Source organism: Sphingorhabdus sp., from assembly GCF_044354325.1.
Taxonomy (GTDB): domain Bacteria; phylum Pseudomonadota; class Alphaproteobacteria; order Sphingomonadales; family Sphingomonadaceae; genus Sphingorhabdus_B.
This window is the reverse complement of sequence record NZ_JBILAF010000011.1, coordinates 15,733-33,575: the sequence shown is the minus strand read 5'-3', so window position 1 is coordinate 33,575 and position 17,843 is coordinate 15,733. Positions and strand designations below refer to the sequence as shown.

Sequence of the window (17,843 nt, the reverse complement as noted above, 5' to 3'; positions counted from 1 at the left end):
AAATTCGAGGATAAAAATGGCCAATACGCCGCAAGCAAAAAAGCGTATCCGTCGCAATGCGCGTCGCACTGAAGTTAATGGCGCACGCGTCAGCCGCATCCGTACCTTCATCAAAAAGGTAGAGTCGGCGATTGAACTCGGTGACAAGTCGGCAGCCGCTGCTGCACTCGCTGCTGCACAGCCTGAATTGGCACGTGGCGTATCCAAGGGCGTTCTGCACAAGAACACAGCATCGCGCAAATTTGGTCGCCTCACAAAGGCGGTTGGCGGTCTCGCTTAACCCATATTTCACAGGCTGGCTGGTCCAGTCTTAAAATTTGAAACCCGCCGTTTTCCCGGCGGGTTTTTTATTGCCCACTGTCACAAAGCCAAAGGCGACGGATTTCCCGCGATTCGGAAGATATCCACAGGGGTTTTTACAAAAAAGTGAGCAAAATTAAGTGCTTAAAAATTAATTGACGCATTTGCTTGGCTGTTGCCGAGTCAATGCCATTTATTTCAGTTTTTTTGCAGCGCTGCACTTGATCGACTCGTTTCGAGCGGTCTAAGAAACTGTTTCCAGCAATGCATGACGACAGTCGGGCAGTGCCTCACATGGAGAATCGGACATCGCTACTGCTGCATTTGGCAACAAATGCACAGTGACTGTCTGTGTGCTTCGCATGTGGGCAGATAGCGCGCGGTTGTGTTGGTCTGGATGGGGTGGAAAATTGGGGGCAGGCACGTTGGCCGAAAATAAAGCAGTATCGCAGATGACATTAGATCAACCACATGGCGAAAATGCCGGCCTGACGTTGAAATCCCGTTTTGATGGCGATTGGCAGACAATCTCATCTGGCTTGCGTCGCGATTTGGGCGCGCAAATATATGGCCAGTGGATTCGTTCTATCACCCTTGGCGACTTTTGTGACCTGACGGGTACGCTCGAGCTGCTTTTGCCATCCGATTTTTCGGCAAGCTGGGTATCTGATCATTATGCCGATCGCCTGCGTTTGGCTTGGTCGAGCACCAATAAAAGCGTGAAGCAGCTGAAAATCCGCACACGCCCCGGTGCACCACGCGTCGAATTGCTCCGTGCGTCGACAAACGCCGAACGCATTGTTGTGCAAGAAGCGAACGACGCTTTGCCGCCACGTTCGGCACTTGATCCGCGGATGACATTTGCGAATTTCGTTAAAGGCCAAACCAATGTTCTCGCGCTCAGCGCTGCAGAACGCGTGGCGTCGAAAGACAAGCCGCTTTTCAATCCCCTTTATCTTCAAGCGGCAACGGGTCAGGGCAAGACCCACCTGATGCATGCCATCGGTCATGCTTATGCCGAAGTGAACCCCGACGCGCAGATCATTTATATGTCTGCAGAAAAATTCATGATGGAATTTGTGACCGCGATGCGGCGCAAGGAAGTCATGGAATTCAAGGCGCGCTTGCGTGCGGTCGATGTGCTGTTGATTGACGATATTCAGTTCATCATCGGCAAGGTATCGACGCAGGAAGAGTTCCTCCACACCATCGACGCAATCATCGGAGCGGGCAAACGCCTCGTCGTTGCTGCCGACCGTGCGCCGCAAGCGCTGGACGGCGTGGATCAGCGTATCCTGTCGCGTCTGTCGATGGGTCTGGTCGCGGACATTCAACCAGCGGACCTGGAACTGCGCCGCCTCATTCTCGAACAGCGCCTTGCCAATATGCCCGAAGCGCAAGTTGGTGAAGATGTGATCGAATTTCTGGCCCGCACCATCAGCCGTAACGTACGCGAGCTCGAAGGTGGCCTGAACAAGCTGCTGGCATATGCCCAGTTGACCGGCAAGCCCGTGACCCGGACCTTGGCGGAAGAGCAGCTGAAAGATATTTTGAGCGCTTGCCGCCGCCGTATCACGATCGACGAAATCCAGCGCGCCGTATGCGAATATTATCGCATCGACCGGAGCGAAATGTCATCGAAGCGCCGAGCGCGCGCCGTTGTCCGCCCGCGTCAGGTTGCCATGTATCTCGCCAAGGTCATGACACCGCGCAGCTATCCGGAAATCGGACGCAAATTTGGTGGGCGTGACCATTCGACGGTAATTCACGCCGTGCGCTTGGTCGAAGGCTTGCGTCAGCAGGACAGCGACATGGACAATGATGTCCGCGCGCTGCTCCGTCAACTCGAAGCGTAATCCACCCCTTTTCAACATCCTTTCCAGAGCCTATCCACTGATGGGGAATCGGAAGGGTGCGATGGGACAATCTTGTGCGTCATGCGGGTCAGCAAATGCGGTTCGCGCGCTATTTTGTGGCCATTGCGGCGCTTCGCTGAAAGCGCGACCTGTGTCCCGGGCTGCCCCTAAACGTTCACGGGCGATGCCGGTCGCGGCGCTGATTATTCTGCTGGTTTTCGTGGGTTTATATTTCTGGCTGTTCGTCCTTGATGACATGCAGAACGGTTCGGTAACGCCTGCTGCCGAGCAGAGCACAAGCGCGGCGGCGCAAACCCAGATTTTCTTCACAATGACCGAAGCGAATATTCGCGACAAGCCGACCACTGCCGACAGCGTGATATTGGGCAAGCTGCCGCGCGGATCGCAAGTGACGGGCGTTGTTCAGCCGGGCTCATCGCCCGGCGATGGTTGGATTGCATTGAGCGACGGCAATGGCTTTATCGCGATGGTCAATCTTTCACCGTCGAAACCCCCCGAGCTTGTCACCTTGCTAAACGATCAATCATGGGTTGTGGATATGCCCGTTGATGTGTGGGCGACGACGGCGTCGGACAGCGCGCTGATTGATCGTGCGCGCGCAGACACCACACTGAAACTGGTTGGCCTTACCGCCGACGACTTCATTGAGGTGAAGCTTCCGGATAATCGCTACGGCTATCTGGCCGATGGAAAATCCATATTGGCGCGCTTGGGCGGTAAGCCGATTGCGATTGGCTTCAATCCGCAAACATGCGCATTTAGCGGCGAAATTGGCGCAGAATTTGCCAAAATTGGCGCGCGGCTTCGGGCGCAATGGCAAGCATTGGAAGCCAAAGAATATGCTAACGAGGCTGCACGCGAAAAAGCCTATGCGAAGGTTGAAGGCAAAAGCAGCTATGCGCGCCTGCGCCGTTCATTTGATGGATTATCGCTCACGGCGCTTGGCCAGCATTATGAATCGCAGTCGCTATATTTCGCGGACCCGCCCGCCAAGGTCATTGCCGTTTTCCGCGACAATGGATTTAACATTGGGCCCGATGGCATATTCAGGGCAACGGAACTGTACGCCGGCATATCCGGTACGCGCGGTGAGGGCACGGCCTATGGCCAAACCGAGCTGAGCTGCGGGGTCTGATCCGCAATCTTAGCTGTTTGCCGCGTGCTTAGCTGAGCGGATTAGCGCTTTTCCTCTGGCGCAACCGAGATACGGACTGTTTCGCCGCCATTGCCGGGGAATCCTGTAAACATCGCCTCAACCAGATTTGGCACCAGATAAGGCAGCTTGTTTGACCGTGACTTGGCTTCCGCCTTGCCTTCAAACAAACGCTTGCCGTCGCCATTACGGTCAATCTTCATATCGAGATTGGCCGTGAATACCGTGAAGCTGTCGATTTCATAGGGGCGGTTGAAGCCGCTATACAGGAATGGATCATAATAGCCGACGACGTAACGCGCGTCGCGACGGGTGCGCACGACATAGGGCCGGTAAAAGCTGCCAAAGCCCCAATAAGGGTCATAAAACGGATCTTGCCGAACGATGTTGCGTTCCTTGCCCTGATCGACCGCATAATCGAGCGAGACGGTCATATCGGCAGTTGCGCCCGACGCGGGCACATAGCCGATTTCCTGAAGCTCGCTCGCCACCAAAGCGGCATATTGGCCAAATTCAATGCCGCCTGCATTGTCCGGGTTGGCCGCGCGGATAACAAAGGTCTGGCCTTGCGGTGCGGGCAATTCCTGAAACCGCGAGACGTCGGCGTTAAACGGCGTTGCACAGGCACCAAGTGCCAGCATTGCTATCGGAGCAAGAAAAGTTACGACCTTTTTTATCATTTCAAATCCCCTAAGCAGCGACCGAGCGCCGTGTATAGCATAACGCGTTTTGTTTAGGATAGTTTCGCTGAACTGTGGTTGAACGGCACTAGCGCACAATTTAGCGCAGCAGACCCAGCGCGGCATACGCTGCCTTCAACGTTGGTCCGCCAAGCTCACGCGCTTTCGCTGCCCCCTTGGCAAGCGCAGCGTCGATTTGCTCGTGATCATCCTTCAGAACAGCGAAGCGCTCCGAAATGGGGCGCAGATGTTCAATGACGATTTCGGCCAATGCCGGTTTGAATGCGCCAAAGCCCTGACCGCCGAAACGCGATAATGTCGCCTCAACAGTCTCATCGGCAAATGCGGCGTAAATGCCGACAAGATTTTTCGCTTCGGGGCGGCCTTCAAGGCCCGCAGGCTCAGACGGAAGTGGTTCCGGATCGGTCTTGGCCTTCTTGATTTTGCTCAGGATGGTGTCGGCATCGTCGATCAGGTTAATCCGGCTCATATCGCTCGGATCAGACTTCGACATTTTCGAACTGCCATCGCGTAGCGACATGATGCGCGCAGTTTCCTTGGGAATGATGGGATCAGGCAAGGTGAAGATCTCGGTGCCGTTGCCGAAATCGGTGTTGAACTTCTGGGCAATGTCGCGCGCAAGCTCCAGATGCTGCTTTTGGTCTTCGCCAACCGGAACATGCGTCGCCTGATACAATAAGACGTCAGCAGCCTGAAGCACGGGGTAGGTGAACAGCGCGATGCTGGCGCCTTCGCGGTTCTTGCCCGACTTGTCCTTGAACTGCGTCATCCGGTTCAGCCAACCCATGCGCGCTGTGCCCGTCAACAGCCACTGCAGCTCGGCGTGGGCAGGGACCTGTGCTTGGTTGAACAATATCGCCTTGTCAGTGTCCAGTCCGCACGCAAGCAAGGCCGCGGCCATCTCGCGCGTGTTCGCGGTCAACTCGGCCGGATCATGCGGCATGGAAATCGCGTGCAAATCGGCAAGGAAATACAGGCATTCCATTTCATCCTGCATCTTAACCCAGTTGCGGATTGCACCCAGATAATTGCCCAAATGCAGATTGCCGGTGGGTTGAATGCCAGAAACGACGCGCATGATTATGACTCGCTTATATTGGCCGCGGGCGATGCTGCGCGCCTACGGAACAGGGATTTCAATTCTTGAATTCGGTAAGCGCCGAAAAGCAATATGGCCAGCGCATATACAGCGCCGCCAGCGCTGACGAGGACCGACAGCACAGCGATGCGTCGCCACAATCCCGTGCCCAATTGGTCTTCGATCATTTCATTGCCGAAAAACAGCGCGACACCCATCAATGCTGCGGCCAGAATAATGCGCCACGCCTTTTGCTTGAGCCGCGCATCGACCGCGATATGCCCGCGTTTGCGCAAGGTGAACCACAGCAACGCGACATTGACCCAAGCCGATATCGCAGTCGCAACGCCAACGCCGATATGTGCGAGCGGCCAAATAAGAATGAGGTTGCCGATAAGGTTCACCAACATCGACCACAACGCCAACCGCAGCGGCGTTTTGGTATCGCTGCGCGCATAAAATCCGGGCGTCAGCACCTTGATAAGGACATAAGCCGGCACGCCGGCGGAGAAAGCCATCAGGACAGCGGCGGTTCCCCGCGTATCGGCGGCTGTGAACGCGCCATGTTCAAATATGCCATGGACGATTGGTATCGCCGAAACGATTAGAGCCGCCGTCGCGGGCATGGCAAAGAACAATGCCAGTTCGACAGCACGATTTTGCGTGTCGGACGCTGCCTTGCTATCGGCTCCGGCGATTTGCCGCGAAAGCGCAGGTAGGATCGCTGTGCCAATGGCGATGCCAATCAATCCTAATGGCAGCTGGTTCAAACGGTCCGCATAATAGAGCCATGATACCGACCCTTCTGGCAAGAACCGCGCCGCGAGTGACGTGGAGATCAGAAGGTTGAATTGAATGGCGCCTTGGCCAATCGCCGCCGGCGCAATCAATGCGAGCATCAATTTTACGTCGGGCGTTAGGCGCGGCCATGCAAGCTTCAGGCTAGCCCCTGCGCGGTGGCACGCCCACATCAGCCACAGCAATTGGAGGGCGCCGGACACGGTCACGGCAATGGCTTGGGTAACCGCCGTTTCAACTTCGCTGTCACCACGGAAGAAAATCAGCGCGATAATCATGCAGATATTCAGCAATATCGGCGCGGCGGCATTGACCCAGAAACGGTTCAGCGAATTCAATATGCCGCCAAGCAGCGAAACCAATGAGATGAGCGCAAGATAGGGAAAGGTGATAATCGTGAGATGACGCGCGAGCGCGAATTTCTCGGGCCCGCCATCGGGAAACCCGCCGGTCATGGCCCATACAACGGGACCTGCAGCCAGCATCATCACGCCTGTGAACAGCACCAGAAATGGGAATAACACGGATAGCACTTGGCTCGCGAATGTGCGCGCGGCGGTGAGGCCCGATTGCGCCTTTTTGCGTTCCGCCTCGGTCATTTTCTTGTTGAACAGAGGGACAAAAACCGCTGCAAAAGCGCCCTCGGCGAACAATGCACGAAACAGGTTGGGCAGCCGCCACGCAATCAGAAACGCGTCGGACGCAAGCCCTGCACCGACATAGCGCGCCATCAACATATCGCGCACAAGACCAAGCACGCGGCTGACCAAAGTCAGCCCCCCAATGGTAATGCTGTTTCGAACCAGGCTCATATGTTCACCTGGTACCTACGGCTTCAGGCTTCGCCTGCAGGCTGCGTTTCTGCCATCTGCTGTGCTTGCGTGAGCTGCTGGATATATAATGCGTTGAAATCGATCGGTTCGAGAACGAGCGGTGGATAGCCTGCATCGCGAACGGCATCGGCAACAATCCGGCGTGCAAATGGGAACATCAAACGCGGTGCTTCACCGAAAAGGAAGGGGTGCGCTTGCTCGTCGCTGACATTGCGCAGACCAAATAGCGTGCCGTACTCGAGCTCGACCGAGAAATGAACGCCATTGTCGCTTTCGGCTTTGACCGCGAGCTTCAAGGTGATTTCGTGCACTTCATCGGTGATGGCATTGGCCAGAATGTTCACTTGGACGTCGATTTGCGGGGTCACTTCCCAGTTAAAGCTGTGCGGAGCATTCGGGTTTTCTACCGACAAGTCCTTGATATATTGGTTCAACATACCCACTGCAGGTGCGGTATCTGCGCCATTGGCTTTTACATTTTCGGAAACGATGGTGCCTGCTTCGTCAGCCATGTGATGTCGTGCTTTCCTATTGATTGTCATGGACGCCAAATCGCGCCCCCTTATGGCCGTCGCGCCTAGCAGGGTGACCGGCAAAGGGCAATCATTGTTGCACATGCGGCAAGCCGCACTTTTCTTTGGGTAAAGCCCTTTGAACCCTCGGCATTAGTGCTTATATGGTATTGAGGCGGAGCTGGATGGGCGATATTCCATACCATCGAAATTATATGCCGGACTTATTTGGCGCATGGAGGCGTTGTGACGTTCACTATTGTATTGCTTGCTCTTGTTGCAGCGTTCCTCGGCCTTCGGCTTTATTCGGTGCTTGGTAAACGCACGGGTCACGAACAGGAACCCGTTGCGCGCCGTCCGATTGAAACGACAGCCCAACCCATGCTGCGTCAGCCCGCGGCTAGCACTGATGCCGCAGCAGCCATTCCGGCGAACGAAATCTCAAATGTCGACATGGCTGCACAAAGCGGCATCAAGGCAATTGCCAATGCCGACCGGAGCTTTGACCTCGGGCTGTTCGTAGAAGGATCCAAAACCGCCTACAAAATGGTGCTTGAGGCTTATTGGCGTGGTGACAAGGAAGCGCTGCGTTTCCTGTGCGACGATGATGTTTTTGACAGCTTTGCCGAGGCAATCGACGGTCGCGAAGCGCGCGGTGAGACATTGGCCAATCGCTTGGTGCGTATCGACGAAGTGCGTGTTGTCGACGCCAGCTACGACCATCCAATGGCACGCGTTACCGTTCGGTTTGATGCCGACATCGCTGCGATGGTGAAGGATGCCGATGGCAATATCATCGGTGGTTCGATGACCGACGCTGTTGAAACGCATGATATTTGGACGTTTATGCGCGATGTTAAGTCAGGCAGCCGCAACTGGAAGCTTGACGAAACCGACTCGGTCTGATTCACCCGGGCGATGAAACGCGCCCTTTTTGCCTTAGGCTTATCCGCTCTTACCCTGTCCGCTTGTTCGGGCGGCGTTATTCCCAACGGGGTGACGACCGCATCGACCGGTGCATCACGACCATCGTCTGACGCCGGCTTGTCGGAAAAGGCAGCGAAGCCCATTCCATCGACGCCTGCGGCAACGCTGGCTGCGCCCGTGCAAACAGGCGACGGCACGACGGCGGCGAGCTTGGGCGTCGTGCGTGGTCCAGAAATTGGATCGCTGCAGGTCGATGCCCGCAAGGCAACGCTTGCCATGGATAGTTTCCGCACCAGCTGTCCTGGCCTCGTTCGGCGCACTGACAGCAGTGGCCTTACCCAAGGTGCCGATTGGGTTCCCGCCTGCGACGCTGTAAAAACATGGACGGGTGACGCGATATCCTTCTTCGCGGCGTATATGGACGCGGTGCAAGTCGGTGACGGCAAAGCGTTTGCCACAGGCTATTATGAACCCGAGATCGCGGGTTGCCGCACGCGGCAGGCCGGTTGTGAAGTGCCGGTCTACAAACGACCATCGGACCTAATTGATGTCGACCTTGGGCTGTTTTCCGATGATTTAAAGGGCAAGAACATCCGGGGTAAAGTCAACGGTACCAAGTTGGTGCAATATGATGACCGTGCCGCAATTGAAGGTGGCTCTTTGGCCGGTCGTGGCCTTGAAATCGCATATGCCAATGATGCGATCGAATTCTTCTTCCTGCAAATTCAGGGGTCCGGACGGCTCAGGCTGCCCGATGGCGGCGTGATGCGCATTGGCTATGAAAGCCAAAACGGGCGTGGTTACACCGGTATTGGCCGGTTGATGAAGGATCGCGGCCTCATCACCGATGGTTCGATGCAGGGCATTGTCACCTATTTGCGTGCCAATCCTGAAGAGGGCCGCAAAGTCATGCAGGAAAATAAAAGCTTCGTGTTTTTCCGCGAACTGACCGGCGCTGGGCCGCTTGGCGCAATGGGCTATCCTGTTGTGGGCGAGGCAAGCGTTGCGGTGGACGTCAAGTTCATCCCGCTCGGTGCGCCACTGTGGCTGTCGATGGACCGTGCCGAACCGAATGGCATCTGGGTTGCCCAAGACACCGGCGGCGCGATCAAGGGCGCAAACCGGATTGATACATTCTGGGGTGCCGGCGACCGTGCACGTGCCATCGCTGGCGGTATGGCGGCACGCGGCGCGGCGCTGATTTTCTTACCCAAGGCGGCAGTCACCCGGCTCGGGCTATAAATTCGCCATGGCGCGGCATTTGGACAGTAATGAAAAGGCACTGTGGGGAAAAGTAGTCGCCACAGTCAGCCCGATACATGCAACCAAAGCAAAGCCGCAGCCCGTGGTTGCGGCAGCATCGGACAAAGCGCTCTTGGCCAAGCATCTGAATGCAAAGCCGAAGCCGATACGCACCGAACCGGCGAAGATTGTTGCCGCACCGCAAAGCAAGATTGCGCCCGTCCCGCACAATCTGGATGGCCATTGGGACCGACGGATCTCACGCGGCAGTATCATGCCCGATGTCAGTGTGGATTTGCACGACGCGTCATTGTCCGGTGCCTATGCGCGGCTCGACGGCGCGCTTGAACAGGCGATAGCGCAAAGGATGAAGGTCGTCCTTTTGGTGACGGGCAAGCAACGCGCGCATGATCGCGCAAGTGGTCAGGGCAGGGGTGCGATTGCCGCCGTTGTCCGCGATTGGCTAGCGGCGTCACGCCACGCAAGGAGCATCTCTGCTGTCCGCAACGCGCATCCCCGGCATGGCGGGGCAGGCGCGCTGTATATCATGCTGAAAAGCTAGGGCCTGACCCTAGCTTTTCAGCATCCGGATCGCGACGCGACGGTAGATTTCGGTGAGCGCGGTGAGGTCCGCAATGGCCACCGCCTCGTCCAACTTATGCATTGTTGCGTTGCACAGCCCGAATTCAACGACTGGACAGATTTTCGTCAGGAACCGCGCATCGGAAGTTCCGCCCGTGGTCGATGGTTCGGGCTTTATGCCCATAACGCCCTCGACAGCTTCCGAAATGGCCGCGGACAGTTCGCCCGGCGGGGTCAGGAACGCTTCGCCCGAAATCATGGCGGTCAAAGTGCCGCCGCCCTTTTCGACAAGCTCTTGCATCCGCGCAACAAGCGCCTCGCCGCTTTGCAGGTCGTTGAACCGGATCGACAATCGGGCTTCTGCCTTTGCCGGAATGACGTTGGTCGCTTTATTGCCGACAGCCAGGTCCGTGATCTCGATATTGCTTGGCTGGAACCAGTCGGTGCCCGCATCGAGCGTAATCGCTTCGATCTCCGACAAGATCGCCACGAGCTTGGGAATGGGGTTATCGGCCAAATGCGGATAGGCGACATGGCCCTGCGTTCCTGCAACCGAAATCCACATGTTCACGGACCCGCGCCGTCCGATTTTCATCATGTCGCCAAGCCGGTTCACGCTGGTGGGTTCACCGACAAGGCAGGCATCGGGGATCGTGCCAAGCGCGTGCATATGATCGATTAAGGCGCGGGTGCCGTAAATCGCTGGCCCTTCTTCATCGCCCGTGATGATCAGGCTGATTGTCCCTGCGTCAGCCGGTATCTCGTGCAATGCCGCGACGAATGCCGCGATGCTGCCCTTCATATCCACTGCGCCGCGCCCGTGGAGCAAATCGCCCTTTATCTGCGGAACGAAAGGGTCGCTTGCCCAGCCAGCGCCCGGCGGCACGACATCAAGATGACCGGCAAAGGCAAAGTGACGCCCGCCGGATTCGCGAATGGCAAACAGGTTTTCGACGGGCGCACCATGCGCTGGATTGTCATCACCACTGCCCGATACAAAACGGTCAACGCGAAAGCCCAAAGGCTTCAGCATGTCCTCCAGCGCGTCAAATACGGCGCCCTGCGCTGGCGTAACGCTTTCGCAGGAAATCAGGCGTTGGGCATAATCAAGGGCAAGAGCGTCAGTCATCTGACCAACGCGTTAAGCATTAATGCCCTGCGAAACAAGTCAGACGTCGGCTTTACGCAATGCCTTTTCGGTGAAGATGGCGTCGCCTTGAACCGAACCGACAATCGCAACGCTGCCATCGGCATCGCGGCGGGCAACGAGGAGAACAAATTCGTCGCCTGCGCCCGCAAATTCGCTGAGGTCACGCTTGCGCGCCGAACGCAAACGCGCACGTGGGTCATCGGTTGCCGCCGTGGCCGGTTCGATGCCTGCAGCGATTTTCTTGGCGCGACGTTCGGCGGCGACAATGGCTTTCAAGCCGCCTTCAAAGCCAGCGAGAATAGTGGCGAACGTTCCCATCGGAACGGCATTGCGCTGCGCAAATTGAAGCGCTGTCGCAAATTCGGTTAGGCGGGTCTTGTCATAGCCTGCGCCAAAAACCAGCTTAACGATTGGCGTAAATGGCGCGCGTTCCTGTGCTTTCAGGCCTGCGTCATGAAGCAATTCTGCATAATCGGCAGGATGATTGGCGGCTATCAAGGCAAAATCGTACGCGCGTCCAATCGCCTGATACAGGGCATCGCGCGTGCGCAGATCCGCATCGCGGGCCTGTTCTGCACATTGCCGTGCGGCATCCAGCCAGTCGGCAAGGCTTGCATTTTCATCAGGTGCTATGGTTTGCAGCAGATAGGGTTCATCGCCCTCAACGTCATCATGCGGCGCTGCATCGTCAAGCTGCTCCGCCATCGGGGCATCTGCCCAGATAGGGACATGTTCCTGCCGCGGCGGCAAAGCGGCTAGCGCTTGTGCAACTTCGGTCTGCAACGGGCCGCTAATGTCTGCATGCGCGGCTTCTTTCCAGTTGATGACGCCGTAGATGAAATCAATCGTGTCGTCGTCGGACGAATAGGGCAGCAAAATGCCGCGGTACATGAGGACATTGCCGCGATCGTTCACAAACTCGGCTTCGAAGCCAATGGGCGCGCGGTTGGCAATGATTTGTAGATAATGGTCGGTAATGCGCGACAGGAGCGAGCGGCGGGGGACTTCATCCAGATATGTGATGTCCGCGCTTAAGCCGCATTCGGCGCGCAATGTATCGCCAAGATAGTCAATGGACGGATTTTCGATGCCCGAGGTAAAATCGAGAAGAACGCTATAGTCGCGGAAATCGTCGATAGCCGATGGATTGAGTTCCTCAATGCTTGGGAAATTTCTGTCGTGCAGCTGCGACGTCCAAAAATTATACGCGCGGACCTGCATCCGGCGTTCGTCGCCAGATATGAATGGCGGCGGCTCGATTGCTGCGTCTTCGTCCTCATAGAGGGTATAAGCGGGCAAATCAGCATCAAGGTCTGATCCAAACGGTTCAAATCCGTGCAAATTATCCATCTTTTGGTCCTGTCGATGTCGTGCGCCACATGGGCGGCACTACATTGCAGTCAGATGGTTAAGATGTTGTGAACTGGGACTTGGACTATTGAAGGACACGCGCAAGGGCGTTTGACCAACCGGCCAGCCGCGCGTCGCGTGCATGCTTTTCCATGTTGGGTATAAAGCGCTGCACGCCGCCGCGCATGACCGCTGCATCCTCAAGCGACGTATAAATTCCGCATCCAACGGCAGCGAGCATTGCGGCGCCAAGTGCCGTTGTTTCGACAAAGGCCGGACGTTCGACATCTATGGCGAGCATGTCGGCGAGGTCTTGTGCCATCCAGTCATTGGCAACCATTCCGCCATCAATGCGCAATTCCGCCCAATCGGCCCCGTCCGCAGCAAATGCTGTTTTCAGGTCATGGGTCTGGTGGGCCATCGCCTCCAGCGCGGCGCGCGCGACATGCGCCTTGGTCGCCGAGAAACTCAGACCGCTGATGCTGGCCCGCGCATCGGGGCGCCAGTGCGGCGCACCAAGGCCCGACAAGGCGGGTACAAGATATACGCCGCCATTGTCGGGAACGCTGCGCGCCAGTGTCTCGGTGTCCGCAGCGTGCGCAATCAGCCCGAGATCATCGCGCAGCCACTGGACGAGGCTTCCTGCGACAAACACCGATCCTTCCAGCGCGTAATGCCGCTCACCACCCAATTGATATAATATGGTCGACAGCAGCCGGTTGCGTGACTGGCGCAATGTCGTGCCCGTTTGCGTCAGCACAAATGCGCCCGTGCCAAATGTTGCCTTGGTCTGGCCAACGGCAAAGCAGCCTTGGCCGATGGTGGCCGCTTGCTGGTCCCCCGCCATCCCTGCAATGCGGATGGGGCCGCCAAAATGTTCCGGTAATGTCGTGCCAAGATCGCCTGCACAGTCGGTTATTTCGGGCAATATGTCGCGCGGTATGCCGAACAGGTCGGTAAGGCCGTCGTCCCATCCGCCGCTGCCAATCGCCATCAACGCTGTGCGTGATGCGTTGGTTGCATCGGTGATATGGCCGCCGCCCGTCAGGCGAAATACAAGATAGCTTTCGACCGTTCCAACCGCGAGATACGCGCCGGCATCCTTTAGCTGCGGCCAGTTTTCCAAGGCCCAACCGATTTTCGAGCCAGAGAAATAGGGATCGAGTAATAGGCCGGTTTTGGCCTGAACAACGGGTTCTTCGCCCTGTTCCTTCAACGCCGCGCATATGTCTGCGGTGCGGCGATCCTGCCATACAATTGCAGGGGCAAGCGGCTTACCCGTGCGCTTGTCCCAGAACACAATGGTCTCGCGCTGGTTGGTGATGCCAATGCTCGCAATGCGGTCTGCGCCTCCTGCTTTGGCCATAATGGTCTGTGCGCATTCCAGCGTCAGTTTCCAGATTTCTTCGGCATCATGCTCCACAAGACCAGGCGCCGGATAATGCTGGGTCAGCGGGCGCTGGCAGCTATCCACGGCAGTGCCGTCGGCGGCAAACAGAACGGCGCGGGTTGATGTCGTGCCTTCGTCGATAACAATGATATATTCGCTCATGCCTCAATCGCCGAAAGCCGGCGTCCTTCCTTGCTCCAGATAAATACGGCCCGATTGCCAAAGATGATGCGGTTCACCGTCAAGGCGGTCAACACACAGGTCACAAGGACAATCGCCATGACGTCGATATAATGCAGCCAGCCAATCCCCATATGCTGGTAAAATGTTTCGCCAGCATAAAGCGTGTCGGGCACGTACAAAATGAAATTGTGGAACGCATAAAGTGCAACGCCCCAAACCAGTCCGGCAATCGCGGCCCTGGCATCCATATTCCGGAACAGCAGCCCGGTAATGAATGCCGACAGGATTGGCATTGACGACAAACCATTGAGCTGCTGCAACAGGTTGATGATGCTTTTTGCATTTTCATAGACCGGAACGAGCAAAATCGACGTGACCGTCAGGATGATCGACACAATCGCCGCAAGCCGCCAGTGGCTGGCAACTGGGCGGATGAATTTGTCGTGAAAATCGACCGCGTATAACGCCACCGAACTGTTCAATATGGCGCTGGTGTGCGCGATAACGGCGGCCATCATCATGGCGGCGAACGCGCCGGACATCCAACCGGGCAACACATGCGCCACAAGCTTTCCATACGCCGCATCGCCCAAGCTGCCGAACAGCTTATAGGCGACGACGCCCGGAATGACGACGATGGCGGGGATGATGAGGATACGGACGGCGGCCGCGGCGAGCACGCCCTTTTGCGCTTCTTTGACGGTCGGCGCGGTCATCGCTTTTTGGGTGATATTCTGATTGGTCGACCAATAGAATATCTGGATGAAAATCATTCCCGTGAACAATGTGTGGAACGGGATGGGGGAATCAATGCTGCCAATCATTGATGTGCGTTCGGCCGGCACGGTGGACAGGTCAAAACCAACCGCAGCCAGTGCCAAAATGACCACCAAAAACGCAATCGCCAGCACGCCGATGCCTGAATACGTGTCCATAACCGCGACTGCGCGCAAGCCGCCGGTGATGGTGTACATGGCGGCGATAATCGCCATCGGTGCAGCAAACCAGATCAATGACCAGTCGACACCAAACATCGATTTCAAAAACAGACTGCCCGAATAGAGCGCAGCGGGAAGGTAGATCAGGATATTGCCAAGCAGAAACAGCGCCGAAATCACGGTGCGTATGCTGCCGCCCTTGTACCGGCGTTCCAGCAATTCTGTCACCGTGGTGCAATTGTTGCGGTAATAAATTGGTACAAAAACATAGGCCAAGATCAACAGGCCAACGAAACCCGAAATCTCCCACCACGCCAGCAGCAGCATCTGGTTGCCGTTCATACCGACCAGTTGTTCGGTCGACAGGTTGGTGAGCGTAATCGAGCCTGCGACGAACAGCCATGTAAGCCCGCCGCCTGCAAGGAACACCTCTTTGGTGGAACCTGCGTCCTGCGCCCGCTCGGCATCCTTGCCGTGCACTTTCCAGTACGTCAGGATGGCGATGAGCATGGTGAGCGAGACAAATATACCAATTTGCGCCGCGCTGTTGGTTGTCTCGAACATCCGCCCCCCGATGATTTTCGTTGCAAAGCTGTGCTTTTGCTTTTTTGATAATATGCCGGTTAAACGGCTATATACAAAACACAAAGTAACAAATGGGTCGCGACGGCCAACGGAATTTCTGGGGAGCATGAGTTGGACCATTTGCGATTTGATGCCCCGGACGCGACATTGATATTGGCCTGTGCCAAGGGCGCGCCGCCGTCTGTTGTCTATTGGGGCGCGGCATTGCCCGAAAATGTCGATGCGGCGCAGATGGAAAGCCTGTTTTTTCGGCAGGCTATGCACGGCGTCGCAGATGTTGCGCTGCCGCTCTCCTTGGCAATGGAGTCCGGTCTGGGCCACCCCATGATGCAGGGTTTTGCTGCGCATCGCGAGGGCAAGGATTGGTGCAGCCGTTTTGACGTCGGCAAAGTCGAAAGCCGGCCGCATGGCGCGAAAATCATATGCCGTGATGAACGCACGCGGCTCGGGCTCGCATATGACATTGATTTTGATCCCGCCACTGGCGTTCTGCGTATCCGCACGCATTTGACCAATTATGGCGCGGCTGCGCTCGATGTGACTGAAGTGATGACGGCCTGCCTGCCTGTGCCTGAGCACATGACCGAGATTATCGGATTTACCGGTCGCTGGACTCAGGAATTTACGCAAGATCGGGTGAAGCGCAGCGCAGGCACATATTTACGGGAAAACCGCAGCGGCCGAACCTCGCATTTCAGCTATCCCGCCATGCTATTGGCGACGTCCGGCACGAACGAAACTGCGGGCGAGGCTTATGGCTTCCATCTGGCATGGAGCGGGAACCATCGCCTGCGTGTGGACACGCTGACCGATGGACGCGTGTTGACCAGCCTTGGTGCGCTGCTTTTGCCTGGCGAGGTTCGGCTGGCACCGGGTGAAACCTTTGCGAGCCCCGAAATTGTTGCTGCATATAGTGCCGATGGGTTCAGCGCGCTCAGCCGCAAATTCCATGCACATGTGCGGACAAAATTGCTGCGGCCAGCGATGCGTGCCAAGCCGCGGCCGGTGCATTACAACACGTGGGAAGCGGTGTATTTCGACCATGATGTCGCAAAGCTGAAAGAGCTGGCCACCCGCGCCGCGGACATTGGCTTTGAACGCTTTGTTCTGGATGACGGATGGTTCGGCGCCAGGCGGCATGACCGCGCCGGGCTTGGTGATTGGACTGTGTCCGCCGATGTTTACCCCGACGGCCTAAAGCCATTGGTTGATCATGTGACGTCGTTAGGCATGGAATTTGGACTTTGGTTTGAACCCGAAATGGTCAACCCCGACAGCGAACTATATCGCGCACATCCCGATTGGGTGCTGGGTGTCGACGGCGTAGACCAAGTGCCGTTCCGATCGCAACTCGCGCTGGACATGAGCCGGACCGAGGTTGCGGACTATCTATTCCACGCAATCGATGCAGTGCTGCGCGATCACGATATCAGCTACATCAAATGGGATATGAACCGCGACCTAAGCCATCCGGGTGGTGCATCCGGCACTGCAACGGCCTTCGCACAGGTAACCGCACTTTACGCGCTGCTCGACCGGGTGCGCGCCGCCCATCCCGATGTCGACATTGAAAGCTGCTCATCGGGCGGCGCACGTGCCGATATGGGTGTGCTGGCGCATAGTGACCGGGTCTGGACGTCCGACAGCAATGATGCGCTTGACCGGCAATATATCCAACGCGGCGCAAGCTTCTTCCTGCCGCCCGAAGTGATGGGCTGTCATGTCGGACCTGCGCGATGCCATGTGAGTGGACGCAGGCTGTCGATGGACATGCGCGCTGCGACCGCATTGATGGGGCATATGGGGCTTGAACTCAACCTGTTGACCGAACGGCAGGGCGACCTCGACACGCTAAAGTCTGCCATCGCCTTGCATAAGCGCCACCGTTCGTTGCTGCATGATGGCGACTTGGTCCGGATCGATACGGCACCGGAGATCATGGCAAGCGGCGTGATCGCGCGTGACCGGTCCGAGGCGCTGTATTCCATCGCGTATGTCTTGAGCGATCCGCAGGTTTTGCCTGAACGCTTGCGGTTTGCGGGTTTGGACCCGGACCGAAATTATCTGGTCAAGCTGATCTGGCCGACAATCTGGCAAGCCATTAAGGGGCCATCGGCAATCGAGATGCTTGGGCTAAATCAGGACGGCGCGACGTTGAGCGGTGCCGCGTTGATGCACGGCGGGCTGCAACTGCCCCACGCGCATCCCGAAACCTGTTTGCTGTTTTACGTCGACGCCATCTGA

15 protein-coding genes are annotated in these 17,843 nt (G+C 56.9%); 7 read left to right on the top strand and 8 right to left on the bottom strand.

Going from position 1 to position 17,843, the window contains the following annotated elements; genetic code table 11:
• Positions 1–16 precede the first annotated feature (16 nt).
• The 3 genes from rpsT to ACIQ0G_RS02205 all read left to right on the top strand — a co-directional run bounded on the left by rpsT (position 17) and on the right by ACIQ0G_RS02205 (position 3,312).
• The gene (gene rpsT, locus ACIQ0G_RS02215; protein ID WP_183941705.1) at positions 17–280 is read left to right on the top strand and encodes a 30S ribosomal protein S20; all 264 of its coding nucleotides are present in this window, start codon (positions 17–19) and stop codon (positions 278–280) included.
• 472 nt (positions 281–752) lie between these two features.
• Complete coding sequence (gene dnaA, locus ACIQ0G_RS02210; RefSeq protein ID WP_397576490.1) at positions 753–2,156, top strand: chromosomal replication initiator protein DnaA; 1,404 nt, start codon at positions 753–755, stop codon at positions 2,154–2,156.
• 151 nt (positions 2,157–2,307) lie between these two features.
• Positions 2,308–3,312 (top strand): hypothetical protein, encoded by a 1,005-nt coding sequence (locus ACIQ0G_RS02205; protein ID WP_397576489.1) that lies wholly within the window; start codon positions 2,308–2,310, stop codon positions 3,310–3,312.
• A gap of 41 nt (positions 3,313–3,353) precedes the next feature.
• On the opposite strand, the gene ACIQ0G_RS02200 is transcribed toward ACIQ0G_RS02205, so the two are convergent.
• The 4 genes from ACIQ0G_RS02200 to secB all read right to left on the bottom strand — a co-directional run bounded on the left by ACIQ0G_RS02200 (position 3,354) and on the right by secB (position 7,252).
• Positions 3,354–4,010, bottom strand: coding sequence for a DUF4136 domain-containing protein (locus ACIQ0G_RS02200; protein ID WP_397576488.1), 657 nt, complete (start codon positions 4,008–4,010; stop codon positions 3,354–3,356).
• Positions 4,011–4,110: 100 nt separating this feature from the next.
• A complete protein-coding gene (gene trpS / locus ACIQ0G_RS02195) occupies positions 4,111–5,109 on the bottom strand; it encodes a tryptophan--tRNA ligase (RefSeq protein WP_397576487.1) in 999 nt (332 codons plus the stop codon).
• Between the two features lie 2 nt (positions 5,110–5,111).
• Entirely contained in the window at positions 5,112–6,719 is a 1,608-nt protein-coding gene (gene murJ / locus ACIQ0G_RS02190; protein ID WP_397576486.1) for a murein biosynthesis integral membrane protein MurJ, read from the bottom strand.
• Between the two features lie 23 nt (positions 6,720–6,742).
• Complete coding sequence (gene secB, locus ACIQ0G_RS02185) at positions 6,743–7,252, bottom strand: protein-export chaperone SecB (protein ID WP_397576485.1); 510 nt, start codon at positions 7,250–7,252, stop codon at positions 6,743–6,745.
• 246 nt (positions 7,253–7,498) lie between these two features.
• On the opposite strand from secB, the gene ACIQ0G_RS02180 reads away from it, so the two are divergent.
• Genes ACIQ0G_RS02180 through ACIQ0G_RS02170 form a run of 3 tightly spaced genes read left to right on the top strand, consistent with a single transcriptional unit; the run spans position 7,499 to position 9,983 of the window.
• Positions 7,499–8,158, top strand: a complete 660-nt coding sequence (locus tag ACIQ0G_RS02180; protein ID WP_397576484.1) for a Tim44/TimA family putative adaptor protein — start codon at positions 7,499–7,501, stop codon at positions 8,156–8,158.
• 12 nt (positions 8,159–8,170) lie between these two features.
• A complete protein-coding gene (locus ACIQ0G_RS02175; RefSeq protein ID WP_397576483.1) occupies positions 8,171–9,421 on the top strand; it encodes a murein transglycosylase A in 1,251 nt (416 codons plus the stop codon).
• 19 nt (positions 9,422–9,440) lie between these two features.
• Complete coding sequence (locus ACIQ0G_RS02170; RefSeq protein WP_397576482.1) at positions 9,441–9,983, top strand: Smr/MutS family protein; 543 nt, start codon at positions 9,441–9,443, stop codon at positions 9,981–9,983.
• A 9-nt stretch (positions 9,984–9,992) separates the two neighbouring features.
• Here the strand turns inward: ACIQ0G_RS02170 and dapE are convergent, their stop codons facing one another.
• The 4 genes from dapE to ACIQ0G_RS02150 form a co-directional block, all read right to left on the bottom strand.
• Positions 9,993–11,132, bottom strand: a complete 1,140-nt coding sequence (gene dapE / locus ACIQ0G_RS02165) for a succinyl-diaminopimelate desuccinylase (protein ID WP_397576481.1) — start codon at positions 11,130–11,132, stop codon at positions 9,993–9,995.
• 39 nt (positions 11,133–11,171) lie between these two features.
• Positions 11,172–12,503 (bottom strand): hypothetical protein, encoded by a 1,332-nt coding sequence (locus ACIQ0G_RS02160; RefSeq protein WP_397576480.1) that lies wholly within the window; start codon positions 12,501–12,503, stop codon positions 11,172–11,174.
• Positions 12,504–12,588: 85 nt separating this feature from the next.
• Positions 12,589–14,055 carry an FGGY family carbohydrate kinase gene (locus ACIQ0G_RS02155; protein WP_397576479.1) on the bottom strand — a complete coding sequence of 489 codons (1,467 nt, stop codon included), beginning with the start codon at positions 14,053–14,055 and terminating at the stop codon, positions 12,589–12,591.
• A complete protein-coding gene (locus tag ACIQ0G_RS02150) occupies positions 14,052–15,578 on the bottom strand; it encodes a sodium/solute symporter (protein WP_397576478.1) in 1,527 nt (508 codons plus the stop codon). Before ACIQ0G_RS02150 ends, ACIQ0G_RS02155 begins: the two co-directional genes overlap by 4 nt.
• Positions 15,579–15,710: 132 nt before the next feature.
• Here ACIQ0G_RS02150 and ACIQ0G_RS02145 point away from each other — a divergent pair, with 132 nt between their 5' ends.
• Positions 15,711–17,843 carry an alpha-galactosidase gene (locus ACIQ0G_RS02145; protein ID WP_397576477.1) on the top strand — a complete coding sequence of 711 codons (2,133 nt, stop codon included), beginning with the start codon at positions 15,711–15,713 and terminating at the stop codon, positions 17,841–17,843.

Bases quoted from the DNA above. Each gene is read 5' to 3' on its own strand.
- rpsT (WP_183941705.1), top strand. From the start codon at position 17: ATGGCCAATACGCCGCAAGCAAAAAAGCGTATCCGTCGCAATGCGCGT.
- dnaA (WP_397576490.1), top strand. From the start codon at position 753: ATGACATTAGATCAACCACATGGCGAAAATGCCGGCCTGACGTTGAAA.
- ACIQ0G_RS02200 (WP_397576488.1), bottom strand. From the start codon at position 4,010: ATGATAAAAAAGGTCGTAACTTTTCTTGCTCCGATAGCAATGCTGGCA.
- trpS (WP_397576487.1), bottom strand. From the start codon at position 5,109: ATGCGCGTCGTTTCTGGCATTCAACCCACCGGCAATCTGCATTTGGGC.
- murJ (WP_397576486.1), bottom strand. From the start codon at position 6,719: ATGAGCCTGGTTCGAAACAGCATTACCATTGGGGGGCTGACTTTGGTC.
- secB (WP_397576485.1), bottom strand. From the start codon at position 7,252: ATGGCTGACGAAGCAGGCACCATCGTTTCCGAAAATGTAAAAGCCAAT.
- ACIQ0G_RS02175 (WP_397576483.1), top strand. From the start codon at position 8,171: ATGAAACGCGCCCTTTTTGCCTTAGGCTTATCCGCTCTTACCCTGTCC.
- dapE (WP_397576481.1), bottom strand. From the start codon at position 11,132: ATGACTGACGCTCTTGCCCTTGATTATGCCCAACGCCTGATTTCCTGC.
- ACIQ0G_RS02160 (WP_397576480.1), bottom strand. From the start codon at position 12,503: ATGGATAATTTGCACGGATTTGAACCGTTTGGATCAGACCTTGATGCT.
- ACIQ0G_RS02155 (WP_397576479.1), bottom strand. From the start codon at position 14,055: ATGAGCGAATATATCATTGTTATCGACGAAGGCACGACATCAACCCGC.
- ACIQ0G_RS02150 (WP_397576478.1), bottom strand. From the start codon at position 15,578: ATGTTCGAGACAACCAACAGCGCGGCGCAAATTGGTATATTTGTCTCG.